At 69.8% G+C, this 16,246-nt stretch carries 18 protein-coding genes; 12 read left to right on the top strand and 6 right to left on the bottom strand.

Annotated features, from left to right (window positions below):
- Nucleotides 1-6: 6 nt before the first annotated feature.
- Nucleotides 7-858 carry a tRNA glutamyl-Q(34) synthetase GluQRS gene (gluQRS, locus tag Q8N19_RS08230; RefSeq protein WP_305589591.1) on the top strand — a complete coding sequence of 284 codons (852 nt, stop codon included), beginning with the start codon at nt 7-9 and terminating at the stop codon, nt 856-858.
- Entirely contained in the window at nt 855-1,769 is a 915-nt protein-coding gene (locus Q8N19_RS08225) for a DMT family transporter (RefSeq protein ID WP_305589589.1), read from the top strand. Before gluQRS ends, Q8N19_RS08225 begins: the two co-directional genes overlap by 4 nt.
- On the opposite strand, the gene Q8N19_RS08220 is transcribed toward Q8N19_RS08225, so the two are convergent.
- The 3 genes from Q8N19_RS08220 to bioF are packed head-to-tail and all read right to left on the bottom strand — an operon-like array spanning nt 1,766 to nt 5,030.
- Nucleotides 1,766-3,187, bottom strand: coding sequence for a protein adenylyltransferase SelO (locus tag Q8N19_RS08220; protein WP_305589587.1), 1,422 nt, complete (start codon nt 3,185-3,187; stop codon nt 1,766-1,768). The genes Q8N19_RS08225 and Q8N19_RS08220 overlap by 4 nt on opposite strands.
- A 28-nt stretch (nt 3,188-3,215) precedes the next feature.
- Entirely contained in the window at nt 3,216-3,875 is a 660-nt protein-coding gene (bioD, locus tag Q8N19_RS08215; protein ID WP_305589585.1) for a dethiobiotin synthase, read from the bottom strand.
- A complete protein-coding gene (gene bioF / locus Q8N19_RS08210; RefSeq protein ID WP_305589583.1) occupies nt 3,876-5,030 on the bottom strand; it encodes an 8-amino-7-oxononanoate synthase in 1,155 nt (384 codons plus the stop codon). It lies immediately after the preceding gene.
- Between the two features lie 64 nt (nt 5,031-5,094).
- Here bioF and Q8N19_RS08205 point away from each other — a divergent pair, with 64 nt between their 5' ends.
- Together Q8N19_RS08205 and Q8N19_RS08200 are read left to right on the top strand one after the other, a co-directional pair.
- The gene (locus tag Q8N19_RS08205) at nt 5,095-6,363 is read left to right on the top strand and encodes an adenosylmethionine--8-amino-7-oxononanoate transaminase (protein ID WP_305589581.1); all 1,269 of its coding nucleotides are present in this window, start codon (nt 5,095-5,097) and stop codon (nt 6,361-6,363) included.
- A 10-nt stretch (nt 6,364-6,373) separates the two neighbouring features.
- Nucleotides 6,374-6,781: a globin gene (locus Q8N19_RS08200; RefSeq protein WP_305589579.1), complete on the top strand. Its 408-nt coding sequence runs from the start codon at nt 6,374-6,376 to the stop codon at nt 6,779-6,781.
- Nucleotides 6,782-6,790: 9 nt separating this feature from the next.
- Here Q8N19_RS08200 and Q8N19_RS08195 read toward each other — a convergent pair whose 3' ends face one another.
- Nucleotides 6,791-7,726 (bottom strand): alpha/beta hydrolase, encoded by a 936-nt coding sequence (locus Q8N19_RS08195; RefSeq protein ID WP_305589577.1) that lies wholly within the window; start codon nt 7,724-7,726, stop codon nt 6,791-6,793.
- A gap of 102 nt (nt 7,727-7,828) precedes the next feature.
- On the bottom strand, nt 7,829-9,265 hold the full coding sequence (locus Q8N19_RS08190; protein WP_305589576.1) for an aldehyde dehydrogenase family protein: 1,437 nt from the start codon (nt 9,263-9,265) through the stop codon (nt 7,829-7,831).
- A gap of 25 nt (nt 9,266-9,290) precedes the next feature.
- Here Q8N19_RS08190 and Q8N19_RS08185 point away from each other — a divergent pair, with 25 nt between their 5' ends.
- The 6 genes from Q8N19_RS08185 (at nt 9,291) to Q8N19_RS08160 (ending at nt 13,090) form a co-directional block, all read left to right on the top strand.
- Nucleotides 9,291-9,614: a hypothetical protein gene (locus Q8N19_RS08185; RefSeq protein ID WP_305589574.1), complete on the top strand. Its 324-nt coding sequence runs from the start codon at nt 9,291-9,293 to the stop codon at nt 9,612-9,614.
- A gap of 24 nt (nt 9,615-9,638) precedes the next feature.
- Nucleotides 9,639-10,370, top strand: a complete 732-nt coding sequence (locus Q8N19_RS08180) for an SDR family oxidoreductase (protein ID WP_305589572.1) — start codon at nt 9,639-9,641, stop codon at nt 10,368-10,370.
- A 26-nt stretch (nt 10,371-10,396) separates the two neighbouring features.
- Nucleotides 10,397-10,807 carry a dihydroneopterin aldolase gene (gene folB / locus Q8N19_RS08175; RefSeq protein WP_305589570.1) on the top strand — a complete coding sequence of 137 codons (411 nt, stop codon included), beginning with the start codon at nt 10,397-10,399 and terminating at the stop codon, nt 10,805-10,807.
- 2 nt (nt 10,808-10,809) lie between these two features.
- On the top strand, nt 10,810-11,313 hold the full coding sequence (locus Q8N19_RS08170; protein ID WP_305589568.1) for a hypothetical protein: 504 nt from the start codon (nt 10,810-10,812) through the stop codon (nt 11,311-11,313).
- 56 nt (nt 11,314-11,369) lie between these two features.
- On the top strand, nt 11,370-11,780 hold the full coding sequence (locus tag Q8N19_RS08165) for a hypothetical protein (RefSeq protein WP_305589566.1): 411 nt from the start codon (nt 11,370-11,372) through the stop codon (nt 11,778-11,780).
- A gap of 125 nt (nt 11,781-11,905) precedes the next feature.
- Nucleotides 11,906-13,090: a tetratricopeptide repeat protein gene (locus Q8N19_RS08160; protein ID WP_305589564.1), complete on the top strand. Its 1,185-nt coding sequence runs from the start codon at nt 11,906-11,908 to the stop codon at nt 13,088-13,090.
- Nucleotides 13,091-13,154: 64 nt separating this feature from the next.
- Here Q8N19_RS08160 and Q8N19_RS08155 read toward each other — a convergent pair whose 3' ends face one another.
- A complete protein-coding gene (locus tag Q8N19_RS08155) occupies nt 13,155-14,042 on the bottom strand; it encodes a branched-chain amino acid aminotransferase (protein ID WP_305589562.1) in 888 nt (295 codons plus the stop codon).
- 142 nt (nt 14,043-14,184) lie between these two features.
- On the opposite strand from Q8N19_RS08155, the gene Q8N19_RS08150 reads away from it, so the two are divergent.
- Nucleotides 14,185-14,895 carry a response regulator gene (locus tag Q8N19_RS08150; protein WP_305589560.1) on the top strand — a complete coding sequence of 237 codons (711 nt, stop codon included), beginning with the start codon at nt 14,185-14,187 and terminating at the stop codon, nt 14,893-14,895.
- The gene (locus Q8N19_RS08145) at nt 14,895-16,241 is read left to right on the top strand and encodes an ATP-binding protein (RefSeq protein ID WP_305589558.1); all 1,347 of its coding nucleotides are present in this window, start codon (nt 14,895-14,897) and stop codon (nt 16,239-16,241) included. The genes Q8N19_RS08150 and Q8N19_RS08145 overlap by 1 nt, the downstream gene beginning before the upstream one ends.
- The last annotated feature ends 5 nt before the right edge of the window (nt 16,242-16,246 follow it).

The following is a 16,246-nucleotide window of genomic DNA, read 5'->3' as shown; positions in this document are numbered from 1 at the left end:
CTTGGGGTGAGCGCGCCCTTCGTCACCCGTTTCGCCCCCTCCCCCACCGGCCTGCTGCACCGGGGGCACGCCTATTCGGCCCTGCTGGCCTATCAGGCGGCGCAGGCGGCCGGCGGGACCTTCCTGCTGCGGATCGAGGACATCGACGCCACCCGCGCGCGGCCGGAGTTCGAGGCGGCCATCTGCGAGGACCTGGCCTGGCTGGGGATCACCTGGCCTGAGCCTGTGCGGCGCCAGTCCGAGCACCTGGACGACTACGAGGCCGCGCTCGCGCGCCTTGCGGCCGAGGGCCTAGTCTACCGCTGCTTCCGCACGCGCAAGGAGGTGGCCCAGGCCATGGCCAGCGCCCCGCACGGCGCCATGGACACCTTCCGCAGCGCGCCCCTTTCCGCCGATGAGGAGGCCGAACGCCTGGCCCGGGGCGAAGCCTTCGCCTGGCGGCTCTCCCTTGAGGCCGCGGCGACGCGGCTCGGCGGGTTCGACGACCTCACCTTCCAGGAAGAGGGCGCCGGACCAGAAGACGAAACCGGCCTGATCGCAGCGCGGCCCGAGCTCGGCGGTGACGTCGTCCTGGCCCGCAAGGATGTGGGGGTGGCCTATCACCTGGCCGTGGTGGTGGACGACGCCCTGCAAGGCGTCACCCACGTGATCCGCGGCTGCGACCTGTTCGAAGCCGCCCATGTCCAGCGGCTGCTGCAGGCCCTGCTCGCCCTGCCGACCCCGGTCTATCGCCACCACTGGCTGCTGGCGGGGCCGGACGGGAAGCGCTACGCCAAGCGTGACCGGGCCGAAACCCTGCAGGCGCTGCGCGCCGCGGGCCTCACGCCCGAGCAGTTGCGCCGGGAGATGGGCCTGTGACGACCCCGCAAGCCCCGCAGAGCAGCGACGGCCGCGCCCTGGCGGTGCTGATCTTCGGCGCCGTCGTCATCGGGTTCGTACCGATCCTGGTGCGCCTGTCCGACACGGGCTCAGCCGCCGCCGGCTTCTGGCGTCTGGCCTTCGCCCTGCCGCTCCTGGCCTTGATGACGCGCCGAGCGGGCGCAGGGCTGGGACGCGCGCCCTCGCGCCTGGCCATGGTCGCCGGGGTGATGTTCGCCCTGGACCTCGGCTTCTGGCACTACGGCATCGCGCTCACCTCGGTGGCCAACGCCACGGTGCTGACCAATCTGACGCCGGTGGTGGTGACGGCCTTCGCCTGGATCTTTCTGCGACAGACGCCCCGCAAGCTCTTCCTGCTGGCCGTGACCCTGGCGCTCGTCGGCGCCTTCACCATGGCCGCCGCCCGCAGCGGGGCCGTGGGGCCAGCCCCTGGCCTCGGCAACGCCGCGGCCGCCCTCACGGCGCTCTGGTACGCCTTCTACTTCCTGGCGGTGAGCGCCGCGCGGCGGACAGAGGCGGCCTTGAAGATCATGTTCTGGTCGAGCCTGACCGGCGCGCCCCTCTTGCTCGGCGCGGCCCTTCTGCTGGGCGAGAGCGTGATCCCCGCCAGCCTCGGCGGCTGGGCGGCCTGCGCGGGACTGGGCGTTCTGCACGTGGCGGGACAGGGCGCCATCGCCTGGGCCCTGGGCCGTCTGCCGCCCGCCACCGCCTCAGTCGTGGTGCTGATCCAGCCCGTGGTGGCCGCCGCCGCCGGCTGGCTGTTGTTTGCGGAGGCGCTCGGGCCAGTCCAGGCCTTGGGCGGCGCCGTCACCCTGGCCGGGGTGGCGCTGGCCCAGTGGTCAGCCAGGCCGCCGCGGGTCCCCGTCGCCGATGCGCCCAAGCCCCTCTAGGCGTCGCTCAGCCCATAGGCCTGGCGGGCCGTATCGATGGCGGCGAGCTTGGCGTCAAAGGCGCTCCAGTCGTCGGCCTGATCGATCCGCGCCCAGATCGCCTCGATCTCCTCATAGATCAGCTCCTGAGGTTCGGGGGCGTTGAAATAAGGGTGCTGGAGGGCGTCGGGTCGCACGGGTTCAAAGCCCGCGAGCTGCGCACGGAAGTCCGCAAAGCCTTCCTGGCGATAGATGTCGCCGCGGACGCCGGCCAGTGCGCGGGCCTCATCACCGCAGAACCAGTCGAAGAAGAAGGGCTCCCAGCGCAAGGGCTCGCCGCCGGCCGCCAGCGCCTGGAACGCCGCCTGGGCGAGGCTGGAATCGGCCTCGGTCCCCTGGCTGCGCACCCCGAGCCTGCGGCGCATGGCGGCCGCCAGCTCGGCCCGGTAGACGCCGGCGAACCCGTTCAGCGCCTCGACCAGGGGCTCTGTCGGGCTGACCAGGGAGAAACAGCCGCCCAGCTGCCGCAGGTTCCAGAACACCGCCTCGGCCTGCCGGCCAAAGCTGTAGAGTCCGCTGTGGTCGAAATAGGCGGCCACGAAATTGGGATCATTGCGCGGCAGGAACCGGTAGGGGCCGTAGTCAAAGCTCTCGCCGGTGATGTTCATATTGTCAGTGTTGAGCACCCCGTGGACGAAGCCCGCCGCCATCCACGACGCCGCCAGCCGCGCCATCCGTCCGCTCACCGCCCCCAGCAGGGCGGCCGGGCGATTCACCGCGCTTTCAAGCTCGGGATAGTAGTGGGCGATGACGTGGTCGATCAGGGCGCCGATGCGCTCGGGCGCCTCCTCGAAGGCGTGGCGCTGAAAGGTCCCGAAGCGGATGTGGCTGTGCGAGAGCCGAGTCAGCGCAGCCCCGCGGGTCGGGCTCGGCTCGTCATTGCGCTCCAGGGCCTCGCCGGTCTCGACCAGGGAGAAGGAGCGCGAGGTGGGAACCCCCTGGGCCTCCAGCATGGCCGTGGCCAGCACCTCGCGGACGCCGCCCTTCAGGGTCAACCGGCCATCGCCCGAGCGCGACCAGGGGGTCTGGCCCGACCCCTTGGTGCCGAGGTCCAGCAGGCGACCGTTCCCGGCCTCCCGCAGCTGGGCGAACAGGAAGCCGCGGCCGTCGCCGAGGTCGGGATTGTAGGTGCGGAACTGGTGGCCGTGATAGCGCATGGCCAGGGGCTGTTTCAGATTGTCCGGCAGCGGCGCGAACCGGCCGAAATGGGCGATCCACTCGCCGTCGCTGAGGTCGCTCAACCCCACCGACGCCGCGGCCCGGTCATTGCGATAGCGCAGGATCGTCTGGGGAAAGTCCGCCGGGGCTACGGGGTCGAAGAAGCTCTCGCCCAGGGTCACGAACTGCGGATCGGGCTGATAGGCGGGCGAGATCGACATGTTCGGCGGCTCCCTTGGCGTCTCGGTGTCAGATAAGCGTCCTGGCCCAGTCCTGCCCGTTGCGCGGGGCGGGAACCACGCGAACGCCTGGCAGGAAGCGCGCCACATCGCCGATCGTTTCGGTGAAATCCGGCGCCAGCGGGCTGGCGTCCTGGCTGATCACCACGGCGGCCAGGTCTAGCCCCTCGTCCTGGATCACCTTGGCCGCCGTCAGGGTATGACTGATCGAACCGAGATAGGAGCCCCCCACCAGGACGACCGGGAGTCCCAGGGCCGCCATCAGATCGAGATTGGTGGCGTCCTCGCTGAGCGGCGACATGACTCCGCCGGCCCCTTCGATCAGCATCAGGTCCGGCGAGCCGGCCGCCAGGGCGGTCTGGCAGAGGCTGACCAGGGTCTGCAGGCGCAGGTCCCGCCCCTCCAGCCGGGCGGCCATGGGCGGCGACAGGGCGGCCGTAAACCGCAGCGGCGACATGGCTTCGAGGTTGGCGGGCGTCAGGGGAAGGCCAAGCGCGGCCAGAAGGCGGCCAGGATCGCTCTCAGCCCAGTCAGCGGGATCGATCCCACTCACCGCCGGCTTGAAGGCTTCGACCGACAGGCCCCGAGCGCGGGCGGCGGCGATCAGGGCGCAGGCGGCGTAGGTCTTGCCCACGTCGGTGTGGGCGCCGGCGATGAACAGGGCGCGCATTCAGGCGGTCTCCATCAGGGCGCCCACGGCCTGGGCGAGGCGGTCGATGTCGGCGTCGTCGTGGCCCGCAGTGAAGGCCAGTCGCAGGCGAGCGGTCCCGGCCGGCACGGTGGGCGGACGGATGGCCACGGCCAGGAAGCCCTGGACCTCCAGGGCCTGCATGGCGCCAAGCGTGCGGGCCGTATCCCCCAACACCACGGGCACAATCGGGCTCTGGGCGTCCGGCAGTCCGAGCGCCCTGGTGAACCGGCGGGCCTTGGCCAGGGGGCGGGTGGTGAGGCCTGCGTCGCTGGCGATGATCTCCAGGGCCGCCAGGGCCGCCCCGGCGCTGGCTGGCGGCAGGCCGGTGGAATAGACGAAGGTTCGCGCCCGGGTGCGCAGCAGGTCAATGACCGGGGCGCTGGCGCAGACATAGGCGCCATAACCGCCCACCGCCTTGGAGAAAGTCCCCATGGCCAGGTCGATCCGCGCCTGCGGGAACAGGGCGGCGGTCCCGCGCCCCTGCCCGACGACCCCCAGGCCGTGAGCATCGTCCACCAGCAGCCAGGCCTCATGGGCCTGCGCCAGATCGCTGATGACGTCCAGCGGCGCGAGGTCGCCGTCCATGGAGAAGACCCCATCGGTGGCGATCAGGGCATGGCGCAGGCCGGCGCGCTCAACCTCAAGCTTGGCCGCCAGATCGGCCGTGTCGTTGTGGGCGAAGGGGATGATCCTGGCCCCCGACAGCTGCGCGCCCGCCCAGATGCAAGCATGGGCCAGTTCGTCCACGAACACCCCATCTCCGGGTCCCGCCACCGTGGGGATCAGGCCCGCATTGGCCAGATAGCCCGAGCCAAAGACACAGGCGGCTTCCGTCCCCTTGAAGGTGGCCAGCCGCACCTCGAGCTCGCCCAGCAGCGGATGGTCGCCGGTCACCAGCCGCGAGGCCCCGGCCCCAGCGCCATAGGTGCGGACGGCGGCGGCCGCAGCCTCGATCACGGCAGGATGGTGCGACAAGTTCAGATAGTCGTTACAGGAAAAGGACAGCAGGCGCCGCCCGTCCCGCTCTACCCAGAGGCCGTCCAGGCGATGGGTCGCCGTCAGCCGGCGGCGCAGGTGGGCGGCGTCCAGGTCGGCCAGCTTGGCGGCGGCGAAGGCGGAGAGGCTGTCGGTCACGCCGCGCGGTATGCACGAGGCCGCGCCCGCGTTAAAGCGCCCTTGCTTGGCGAAGGAGGCTTCCATGACCGACTGGCTCGACCGCGGCGCCCCCCATGTGTGGCGGCCCTATTGCCAGATGAAGACGGCCCCTGCGCCCCTGGCCGTCGCCCGGACGGAAGGGGCCCGAATCATACTGGAGGACGGCCGCCAGTTGGTGGACGGCATCGCCAGCTGGTGGACCGCCTGCCACGGCTACAACCACCCCCATATCGCCAAGGCCGTTTCCGACCAGCTGGCCCGGGCGCCGCACGTCATGGTCGGGGGCCTGGCCCATGCGCCGGCCTATGAGCTGGCGAGGCGCCTGGCCGCCCTGCTGCCAGGCGATCTCGACCACGTCTTCTTCGCCGAGAGCGGTTCGGTATCGGTGGAGATCGCCATGAAGATGGCGATCCAGTTCTGGATCAATCGCGGCGTGTCTGGCCGCTCCAAATTCGTCAGCTTTCTCGGCGGCTATCATGGGGACACCCTGGCCACCATGACCATCTGCGACCCGGAAGAGGGCATGCACAGCCTGTTTTCCGGGGTGATGCCGAGCCAGCATGTGGTCGCCCTGCCCCGGGACCGCGACAGCGAAGCCGCCCTCGACGCCCTGCTGGCCGAGAAGGGATATGAGATCGCCGCCCTGATCGTCGAGCCCCGCATCCAGGGCGCCGGCGGCATGCTGATCCATGATGATGAGGTGCTGCGTCGCCTGCGGGCCATCGCCGACCGGCACGACGTGCTGCTGATCTTCGACGAGATCTTCACAGGCTTTGGCCGCACCGGCGATCTCGTCGCCTGCCTGGGCGCCGGCGTGACGCCCGACATCATCACGCTCTCCAAGGCGCTGACCGGCGGCACCCTGCCCCTGTCAGCCGCCGTGGCCAGCCGGCGGATTTTCGACGCCTTCTGGTCCGACGACGCCGGCGCAGCCCTGATGCACGGGCCGACCTATATGGCCAATCCGCTGGCCTGCGCCGCGGCCGGCGCCTCGCTCGACCTCTTCGAAGCCGGCGGCTGGACGGCTGATGTGGCGCGGATCGAGCTGGCCCTGCGCCGAGGCCTGGAGCCCTGCCAGGGGGCCGCCGGCGTGGTCGATGTCCGAACCCTGGGCGCCATCGGGGTGGTGGAGTTCGAGGCGGCGGTGGACTCAGGCGGCCTCTGCCAGCAGTTCGCCGAGCTGGGCTGCTGGATCCGGCCCATGGGCAAGGTCGTCTATCTGACCCCGCCCTTTGTCACCACGGACGCCGAGCTTGCGCAGCTGACCGGCGCGATCCGAAAGGTCCTGGGCGTCGCCGGATCGCAGGACTAGGCTGCGGGCCATGGACACCCAGGCCATTCTCGACAGTCTCGACCTTGTGGCTGAACGCAGCGACGACCCCGCCCCCCAGGTCTATGAGCGGCTGTTCGCCCGCTATCCGGAGACCGAGGCCCTGTTCGTCGGCGACAAGCGTGGCGCAGCCCGCGGCCAGATGCTGCGCCAGGCCACCGAGACCCTGCTGGACCATCTGGGCCCCAATATCTACGCCGCCAACTTCCTGAAGGCCGAGCTGCGCAATCACGACGATATCGGCGTGCCCGGCGACATCTTCCCGCGCTTCTACCAGGCCATGGCCGAGGCCTTCGCCGATATCCTGGGTGAAGACTGGACGCCTGACATGCAGGCCGCCTGGAATGACCTCACCGCGCAGGTTGAGCAGATCGTCCAGGGCGAACCCCAGACGATCTGAAACCCATTCTCAGGCCAGCGCCGCCTTCAGCGAGGCCGCCGTCGCCTTGACCGCCTCCCCCACCGCCGGCGAGACATCGGCCATGATGTAGAAGTCGTGGATCAGGCTGGGATATTCCACATGTTCCGCCGCCACGCCGGCCGCACGCAGGCGTTCGGCATGGTCGCGGCCCTCGTCCTTCAGCGGATCGAAGCCCGCCGTGACCACCAGGGCCGGCGGCAGACCCGCGCAGTCGACCTTACCCAGCATGGCCCGATGCGCCTGGGGGTGGCCCATGGCCGCCAGGCACTTGTCGAACCAGGCGATGGCCTGCTTGGTCAGCAGCGGACCATCCAGCGCCTTGCGGGACGCGGTCTCCTCCTCGGGCCAGATGCCGGGATAGAGCAGCAGTTGGAAGGCGATCTTTCGCTTGGGTTCGGCCTTCAGGTCGCTGGCCACCGAGGCGGCGAGGTTGCCGCCGGCGGAGTCGCCGCCCACGGCGATCTTGGCCGGGTCAAAGCCGATCTCCGCGGCATGGTCGAAGGCCCAGCGGGTGGCCGCCAAGGCGTCGTCATGGCTCGCCGGGAACGGGTTTTCCGGCGCCAGGCGGTAGTCCACCGACAGCACCCGCACGCCGGCCAGGGCCGCCAAGCGGCGACAATGGCCGTCATGGCTCTCCAGGTCGCCGATCACGAAGCCGCCGCCGTGGAAATAGACCAGCCCGCCGGTGATCGGCGCCGCGCCGGCCGGGGTGTAGAGCCTGGCCGGAATCTCGCCGGCCGCGCCATCGACCTTCAGGTCGCGGGTCACGACATCCTTGGGCGCGTTCTGATCGGTCGCCTGGCGTTGCATGCGATAGCCGGCCCGGACCATGTCCGGCGGCAGGGCGTCCAGGGGCGGCGGGGTCTGGCCCTCGGCGGCCTTGGCCTGGGCCTCCAGCATGGCCTGGAAATGGGGGTCCATCATCGGCGTCGTCCTCGTTTGCGTGTCGCGCTCTTACCGGCGCGGTCATGAAAACGGCCCCCGGCGGATCGCCGGGGGCCGTGGGTCTCGTGGAGCTTACAGCCCTTACTCGGCCGCCTGCTTGGGCGCGTAGCCCATGACGGCCTTGACCTCCAGGAACTCGTGGAAGGCGAAGTCGCCCCACTCGCGCCCGTTGCCGCTCATCTTGAAGCCGCCGAAGGGGGCGGTCATGTCCGAGGCGCCGTTGATCGACACCTGACCGGCGCGGAGCTTGGAAGCCACTTCCCGGGCCTTGGCCAGGTCGGCGCCGTTCACATAGGCCGCCAGGCCGTATTCGGTGTCGTTGCCGATGGCGATGGCCTGATCGAGGTCCTCATAGCCGAGGATCGACAGGACAGGACCGAAGATCTCCTCGCGAGAGATGGTCATGTCCGGAGTCACATTGGCGAACACCGTCGGCTGGACATAGTAGCCCTTGTCCAGGCCCTCGGGACGGCCCACGCCGCCGGCGACCAGGGTGGCGCCCTCGTCGATGCCCTTCTGGATCAGGCCCTGGATCTTGTCCCACTGGGTCTTGGAGACCACCGGGCCCAGCATGGCGTTGCCGGTGGGATCGCCCACCGTCACCTGGGCGGCGGCTTCCTTGGCCGCGGCGATCGCCTCGTCCATCCTCTTGGTGGGGACCAGCATCCGGGTCGGGGCGTTACAGGACTGACCGGAATTGGTCATGATCTGACGGACGCCGCCGGCCACGCTCTTGGCGAAGACCTCGTCGTCCAGGACGATGTTCGGGCTCTTGCCGCCCAGTTCCTGATGGACGCGCTTGACGGTCGGGGCGGCGTTCTTGGCCACCTCGATGCCGGCCCGGGTGGAGCCGGTGAAGGAGACCATGTCCACTTCCGGATGGGTCGAGAGCGGCACGCCCACGCCCAGGCCATCGCCGTGGACCAGGTTGAACACGCCGGCCGGCACGCCGGCCTCATGCATGATCTCGGCGAAGATCTGACCGGTGAAAGGGGCGACTTCCGACGGCTTCAGCACCATGGTGCAGCCGGTGGCCAGCGCCGGGGCGACCTTGCACATGATCTGGTTGAGCGGCCAGTTCCAGGGGGTGATGAAGCTGCAGACCCCGATCGGCTCCTTGACGATCATGGTCGAGCCGCGGTCTTCCTCGAACTTGAAGTCCTTCAGAATGCCGATGGCCGTGGCCAGGTGGCCCATGCCCGACGGCACCTGGGCGCGCTGAGCCAGCGAGGCGGGCGCGCCCATCTCCTCGGTGACGGCGGTGGCCAGGTCGCCAAAGCGCTTCTGGTACTCGGCCAGGACCCGCTGCATGACATCCAGGCGCTCTTCGCGGCTGGTCTGGGACCAGGTGGCGAAGGCCTTGCGGGCGGCCTTCACGGCCTTGTCCACATCGGCTTCGCCGCCGAGGGCGATCTTGCCGACCACTTCCTCGTTGGCGGGATTGATGACGTCCAGGGTCTTGAGCGACACCGGCTCGACCCACTGGCCGTCGATATAGAATTTCAGATATTCGCGCATGCCGTCCTCCTGGACCCTAGATTTCTTGGCGCCGGCTCCGCGGCCCGCGCAGTTTCAAACAGGCATTTTAGTTATCGACGTTCACCAAGGGAACATCAATCCGGTCGGCGCGGGTCACGCGCCGCTTTCCGTCCCCAAGGTGGCGCGCCTGAGGCCTGGCCGCAACCGGGCCTGCGCGGAATTGCGGTGGTCCTGCGCGCTCGCCTCGCCTTGCGGGCCGGCGCGGGCCTCGCTAAAGCCGGAGGGCCTTGTATTTCGGGAGAGCCCCATGACCGCCATCCTCACCATCCTGGTGTTCCTCGTCGTGATCTTTGCGATCAACATCTATGAGTTCGGACGTCCGGACTAAGCCGCGCAAGCGGAGCCGGCGGTCTTGACCGAGCCCCGCGGCGCGGCCCTGGTCACCGGGGCGGCGCGACGCATCGGCCGGGTCCTGGCGATCAGTTGCGCCGAGGCCGGCTATGACGTGGCCCTGCACTGCCGGGCCATTGATGACGACGCCGAGTCGGTCGCCGCCGAGATCCGCGCCCTGGGGCGTCGGGCGGCCTTGTTCACCCGGGACCTGCGCAAAGAGTCAGAGACCGCCCCTCTGGTGGGCGAGGCCGAGGCCGAACTTGGCCCGGTGAACCTGCTGGTCAACAGCGCCTCGGTGTTCGAGGACGACGCCTTCACCTCCATGAACCGCCAGTCCTGGGACCTGCACATGGAGACCAATCTCCGCGGGCCCCTGGTCCTGGCCCAGGCCTTCGCCCGCCGGATCACCGGCCAGCGGCAGGGCCTGATCGTCAACATCCTCGACCAGCGTGTCCTGCGCACCCAGCCGGCCTTCTTCTCCTATTCCCTCAGCAAGGCCGCCCTGTGGGAGGCCACCCGGATGATGGCGCTGGCGCTGGCGCCCCGGGTGCGGGTCAACGGGATCGGGCCTGGCCCCGTCCTGCCCTCCATCCACCAGACGCCGGACGATTTCGCCCAGGAAGCGGCCAGCACGCCCCTGGCGCGGGCCGTCGATCCCCGGGAGATCGCCCAGGCCCTGCGCTACCTCATTGACGCTCCGTCAGTGACGGGCCAGATGATCGCCATCGATTCCGGCCAGCACCTGGCCTGACCCCCGTGAGCCCGGAGGGCGTTTCCATGGCCCTGTCCCCCGTCACCGAAGACCAGCTGTCCTCCGACGTCGGCGGCTGCCGCGTGGTCGCCAGCAAGATCTTCGTCTCCACCCTGCGGGTGGACGCCTATGTGGGGATCTACGCCCACGAACGCGGCCGCAGCCAGCCCCTGGTCATCGATGTGGAACTGGACGCGGCCGTGGCCGGCGCCGAGCATCTGTCGGAGACCGTGAACTACGAGCTGGTGGCCGAGGCGGCCCGATCCCTCGCGGCGTCCGGCCATATCGGCCTGGTGGAGACCTTCGCCGAAATGCTGGCCCGCGCCTGCCTGGCCGACCCCCGGGTGACCCGCGCCCGGGTGCGGGTGGACAAGCCCCAGGCGCTCGCCCCCCACGCCGCCAGCGCCGGCGTCGAGGTCGTCCTCGTCAGGACCTGACCATGGCCACGGTCCACCGCGCGCGGATCTCGCCCCTCTTGCCGCCGACCGAGTGGACCCTGGCCGATGGCGAGCTGGTGGAGCGGCGCGGCGCTAGGGAGCGACGCTTTCCGCTCAAGGACCTGCGGCGGCTGTCGGTCACAGACGGACTGGCCCAGGCCGACTTCGCCCGGGGTCGGGTGCGTATTCCCGCCCGCAGCTTCGGCCGCGGCGGGCGGCTGGAGGATCACGGGGAGACCTTTGTCCGACTGACCGAGGCCCTGGCCGCTGGCAGCGCGGTCCACGCCCCTCGGCTGCGGCTGGGCCAGCCCCCGCGGCAGGCGGCCGACATGGTGGTCTGGACCATCGTCCTGTGCGGCGCCGGCGTTCTGGCGGTGATGGCGGCGGCCGCCATGATCGGCGCCTGGGCCCTGGGGCTGGCGCTCTCGGCGCGGCTGCTCTTCGTCCTGATCCTGGCCGCCGCAGCCCTCCCCTGGATCGGACGCGGCGACATAACGCCGAATTAAGGTGCCCCCCAACGGCTGGCGCCCCAATATGGCGACCAACGCCTGAAGGATCCGCCATGACTGACGCCATGCCCAACCCCGCGCCGATGGCCGCCCCCACCGAAGACCGCACCCTGCCTGCGGTGGCTTATGGGCTCTATCTGCTGGGCCTCGCCAATGTGATCACCATCTTCATCGGCCTGTTCATCGCCTACGCCAATCGTCGGGACGCCGGGCCGGTCATGGCCAGCCACTACACGTTCCAGATCCGCACCTTCTGGCTGTCCATCGGCTGGTTCGTGATCGGCGGGCTGCTGCTGCTGTTCGGCATTCCGCTGTCCTTTGTGCTGATCGGCATCCCAGCGGTCCTGCTCGGCGTCTTCATCATGGGCGTGGTCTGGATCTGGTTTGCGGTGCGCTGCGTCCTGGGGGTCATCTACTTGGCCCGTGGGGAAGCCTATCCGCGGCCGCTGAACTGGCTGATTTAAGGGCGCCTTGCCTAATTCGAGGGCGGGCGACCTTGGGTCCTGTCCCCTGAGGGTTGCATCCCCTTGAGGGGTCCGCTCCCAGCCCACCTAGCTTAACCATTAAGATGGGCGAACGGGGATTGGGCATGCTGGGGCGGATTATCGGACTGCTTCTGGGGCTGGGACTGGGCGGACTGGCCTATGTCATCCTCTATCCTGGCGGCCTGCAGGGGCAGATCCCGGCGCTCGACCTCGGGGCCTTCGAGAGCGTCCGGATGGGGGTGGCCCTGGCGGCCGGCCTTCTCGGCGCAGCCCTGGTGATCGCCGCCGTCGTGCGCGGCCCCACCCGGAAAAAGGCCCGCGACGGCCTGCCGGTGATCGCCGACTTCAAGTTCGCCGACGAGGCTCAGGACGCAAAGGAGGCGGCGCTCCCGGAAGAGCCCCGTCCCTTTCCAGGCCTGACCCCGCTCCAGGCCCTCGAGGCCGCGCCGGTCCCTGAGCCGGCCCCCTTTCCCGCCGAGACCGCGGACACGGCGCCATCGGAGCCTGAGCCCGAAGTGATCCCCGAGGGGATTGAGGTCGCCTCGGTCGACGTCGAAGCCCCCGCCCTGGAACCGGAACCAGACCCGGCGGCGGCTCTACCCGCGCCCCTGGCGGCTGTTGCAGCCGCCGCGCCCGCGGTGACCGCTGAACCGGTCTCAGAGCCCGAGGTCACTTACGCGCCTGTAGAGCCGCTCCCGGAGCCTGCGGCCGCGCCGACCCTGGATGACTTTGACGCCGCCCGGTCGGACCTGCGGATGCACGCCCGGGCTGAGGCCTGGCCGGCGGCGGCTGCAGCCCTGCAGCGGGTCTCCGCCCTGGCGAGCACCGACCGGCAGCAGATGCTGGCCGCCCAGGACGCCGGAGACTTCGCCCGGGCCCAGGGCCGGACCGACGACGCCATCGAGGCCTACGACCTGGCGCTCGCCTATGCGCGACAGGCCCAGGCGCCCGAGCTGATCGCCGACGCCCTGCTGAATGTGGGGGACATGGCCTATGAGGAGCATCGCCTCGACTCCGCCGTCGACTCCTATGAAGCGACCCTGGCTCTGCGGCGTCAGATCGCCCAGGATGTCGGGGGCGCCGACGCGCGCCGCGCCCTCTCCATCGCCCTGGAGCGCCTGGCCGACGCCCGGGAAGACCGTGGCCATCGGACCCGGGCTCTCGACCTCTATCGCGAGAGTGAGGCGATCGCCGCCGAGCTGGCCCAGGGCGACGCCGCCCGCTACGGCGCCGATCTCGTCACCACCCGCCAGCGCCGCGAGGAGCTTGAGGCGCGAATCCTGGCCTGAACGAAAACGCCCCCTCCGCCTGGGGCGAAGGGGGCGAATATCCAGACCTGAGCAGGTCTTCGGATCAGGCCGGCTGGAGTTCCCGGCGGACCATCTTGGCGTAGTCGTCCATCAGGCTGAGCGAGATATTGCCCGGGGTGAAGCTGTACTCGCCGATCTGCGAGACCGGGGTCACCTCGGCGGCGGTCCCGACCACGAAGCACTCGGTGAAGCCGGCCAGTTCCTCCGGCTTGATGTGGCGCTCGACCACCTCAAGACCCTTGGTCTTGGCCAGGGCGATCACCGACTGGCGGGTGATGCCGTTCAGGAAGCAGTCGGGGATCGGCGTATGCAGCACCCCGTCCTTCACGAAGAACACGTTCGACCCGGTGCTCTCGGCCACATAGCCGCGGTAGTCGAGCATCATGGCGTCCGTATAGCCGTCCTTCTCCGCCGCATGCTTGGAGATGGTGCAGATCATGTAGAGGCCGGTGGCCTTGGCGTGGACCGGCTCGGTCTCCGGCGAGGGCCGCTTGTACTTGGCCCAGCACATGCGGATGCCCTTGGCCTTTTCCTCCGGCGAGAAGTAGCTCGGCCACTCCCACACCGCGATGGCCACATGAATCTTGGTCTCCTGGGCCGAGACCCCGATCATCTCCGAGCCGCGCCAGGCGATGGGCCGCACATAGGCGTCGGTCAGGCCGTTGCGGGCGCAGGTCTCCTTGCAGGCCTGGTCGATCTCGGCCACCGTGAACGGGATTTCGAAGTCCAGCATCTCCGCCGACTTGAACAGGCGCTCTGTGTGTTCGGTAAGCTTGTAGATCTCACCGCCATACATTCGCTCGCCTTCGAACACCGCCGAGGCGTAGTGGAGGCCGTGCGTCAATACGTGCACCTTCGCCTCGCGCCAGGCTACGAACTGGCCATCCAGCCAGATCCATCCATCGCGATCGTCAAAGGGAACGAGTGCCATCGGCGTAGAGCCTCCTTTCAATGCGCTCCCCTTACAGCGCCGCAAGCCGCGCTCGTCAAACGAAATGGCCACGCCGCCGCATGGCCGCCAACGCAAGAGCGGCCTATCCTGTCAGCCTGCGCCAAGGGGAGCCGCCAGACGCATGAGCCTAGCTGAAGCCTCGGGGCCGCTGGCCCGCCATCTGCTGGTGGTGGACGACGATGACCGCATCCGCGAACTGCTGAAGGCCTTCCTCAGCCGCGAGGGCTTTCGCGTCACGACCGCGGCCGGCGGCGCAGCCGCGCGGCGGCTGCTGGACAGCCTGGATTTCGACCTGGCGGTCTTCGACGTGATGATGCCCGGTGAGGACGGCGTCTCGCTGACCCGCTGGCTGCGCAGCCAGAGCGGCGGGACCGGCCGCACGCCGGTCCTGATGCTGACCGCCAAAAGCGAGGCCGAACACCGGATCGAGGGCCTGCAGGTCGGGGCCGACGACTATCTGGGCAAGCCCTTTGAGCCGCAGGAGCTGCTGTTGCGGATCGAGGCCATTCTGCGCCGCACGGCCCAGCGCGCGCCGGCCGCGGGACGGTATTCCCTTGGCGCCTGCGCCTTTGATCTGGCCCGCGGCGAGCTGACCCGCGAGGGCGCGCCGGTGCGCCTGACTGAAGGTGAAGCCGTGCTGCTGCGCAGGCTGGCCCAGTCGCCGCACGAACCAGTGGATAGGCTGGAACTCGCCCGCGACACGGTCGACCCGTCCGGTCGGGCGGTGGACGTCCAGGTCACCCGTCTGCGGCGCAAGATCGAGGCCGATCCCAAGGCGCCGCGTTATCTGCAGACCGTTCGGGGGGTCGGCTACATGCTGGCGCCCGACTGATGCGCGTCCGGTTGCCCCCGCGCTATCTCGGCCGGCTGATCAAGCGCCGCCTGCCCACCAGCCTGTTTGGCCGCTCCCTGCTGATCATCGTCCTGCCGGTGGCCCTGATGCAGGTGGCGGTGACCTGGATTTTCTTCGACGCCCACTGGGACACGGTCACCAGCCGGCTTTCCGATGGCCTGGCCGGCGAGGTCGCCTGGGCGGTGGCGGGCTATGAGGACGACAAGAGCCCGGAGGCCTTCGCCGTGCTGGCCGCCCGGGCCGAGGAGGCCCTCAGCCTGTCCATCGCCCTGCAGGAGGGGCGCGAGCTGCCCCTGAACCGGCGCTACTCCTTCTTCGCCCCGGTGGACCGCTCGCTCAAGCGCGCCCTGTCGGAGCGGCTGGACGCCCCCTTCTGGTTCGATACGACCCGTTACCCGGCCTATGTGGACATCCGCGTGCAGGTGGACGAGGGCGTGCTGCGGATCCTCGCCCCCCGGGACCGGGCCTTCGCCACCCAGGGCCACATCTTCATTCTCTGGATGACGGTGGCGACCCTGCTGCTGACCGCGGTGGCCATCCTGTTCATCCGCAACCAGACCCGGGCCATCGAGCGCCTGGCTGCGGCCGCCGACGCCTTTGGCCGTGGGGTGGACGACACCGGCTTCAAGCCCCACGGGGCCCGTGAGGTGCGCCAGGCCGCCCACGCCTTCCTGGCCATGAAGTCCCGCATCCAGCGCCATCTGGAGCAGCGTACCGCCCTGCTGGCCTCGGTCAGCCACGACCTGCGCACCCCGCTCACCCGCCTGAAACTGGAACTGGCCCTGGCGCCGCCCTCCTCCCGGACCGGCGACATGAAGCGCGACCTGGCCGAGATGGAGCACATGATCGACGAATACCTCGCCTTCGCCCGCGGCGAGGGCGGCGAGAGCGTCGAGGACACCCTGTTGCGACCCCTGCTGGAGGATGTCGGCGAAGGCGCGGTTCGCGCCGGCGCGCAGGTGCGGGTCGAGGCGCCCGACGGCCTGACGGCCCGGGTCCGGCCCAGCGCCCTGCGCCGGGCGGTGTCCAACCTGGTGATGAACGCCGCCGTCCATGGGGAGACGATCGAGGTCGTCGCCCGCCGCCTGCCCTCAGGCGGGGTGGAGATCGCCGTGGACGACGACGGGCCGGGCATTCCCGCCGCCCAGTACGAGGACGCCTTCAAGGCCTTCAACCGGCTGGATGAGGCGCGCAATCAGAACATCAAGGGGGTCGGCCTGGGCCTCGCCATCGCTCGGGACGTGGCCCGCGGGCATGGGGGCGAGGTCCTGCTGGACCGCTCGCCACTGGGCGGGTTGCGGGCAGTGATCCGGCTGCCCGCCTGAACCCC

Origin of the sequence: Phenylobacterium sp. (assembly GCF_030693405.1) — a bacterium.
In the GTDB taxonomy this organism is placed as follows: Bacteria; Pseudomonadota; Alphaproteobacteria; order Caulobacterales; family Caulobacteraceae; genus Phenylobacterium.
This window is presented reverse-complemented; position numbering and strand designations above follow the sequence as displayed.

Coding starts and splice junctions, on each gene's coding strand:
- Q8N19_RS08195 (WP_305589577.1), bottom strand. CDS start 7,726: ATGATGGACCCCCATTTCCAGGCCATGCTGGAGGCCCAGGCCAAGGCC.
- Q8N19_RS08145 (WP_305589558.1), top strand. CDS start 14,895: ATGCGCGTCCGGTTGCCCCCGCGCTATCTCGGCCGGCTGATCAAGCGC.
- Q8N19_RS08205 (WP_305589581.1), top strand. CDS start 5,095: ATGACCGACTGGCTCGACCGCGGCGCCCCCCATGTGTGGCGGCCCTAT.
- Q8N19_RS08160 (WP_305589564.1), top strand. CDS start 11,906: ATGCTGGGGCGGATTATCGGACTGCTTCTGGGGCTGGGACTGGGCGGA.
- Q8N19_RS08165 (WP_305589566.1), top strand. CDS start 11,370: ATGACTGACGCCATGCCCAACCCCGCGCCGATGGCCGCCCCCACCGAA.
- folB (WP_305589570.1), top strand. CDS start 10,397: ATGGCCCTGTCCCCCGTCACCGAAGACCAGCTGTCCTCCGACGTCGGC.
- Q8N19_RS08220 (WP_305589587.1), bottom strand. CDS start 3,187: ATGTCGATCTCGCCCGCCTATCAGCCCGATCCGCAGTTCGTGACCCTG.
- Q8N19_RS08150 (WP_305589560.1), top strand. CDS start 14,185: ATGAGCCTAGCTGAAGCCTCGGGGCCGCTGGCCCGCCATCTGCTGGTG.
- Q8N19_RS08190 (WP_305589576.1), bottom strand. CDS start 9,265: ATGCGCGAATATCTGAAATTCTATATCGACGGCCAGTGGGTCGAGCCG.
- bioD (WP_305589585.1), bottom strand. CDS start 3,875: ATGCGCGCCCTGTTCATCGCCGGCGCCCACACCGACGTGGGCAAGACC.
- Q8N19_RS08170 (WP_305589568.1), top strand. CDS start 10,810: ATGGCCACGGTCCACCGCGCGCGGATCTCGCCCCTCTTGCCGCCGACC.
- Q8N19_RS08200 (WP_305589579.1), top strand. CDS start 6,374: ATGGACACCCAGGCCATTCTCGACAGTCTCGACCTTGTGGCTGAACGC.
- Q8N19_RS08155 (WP_305589562.1), bottom strand. CDS start 14,042: ATGGCACTCGTTCCCTTTGACGATCGCGATGGATGGATCTGGCTGGAT.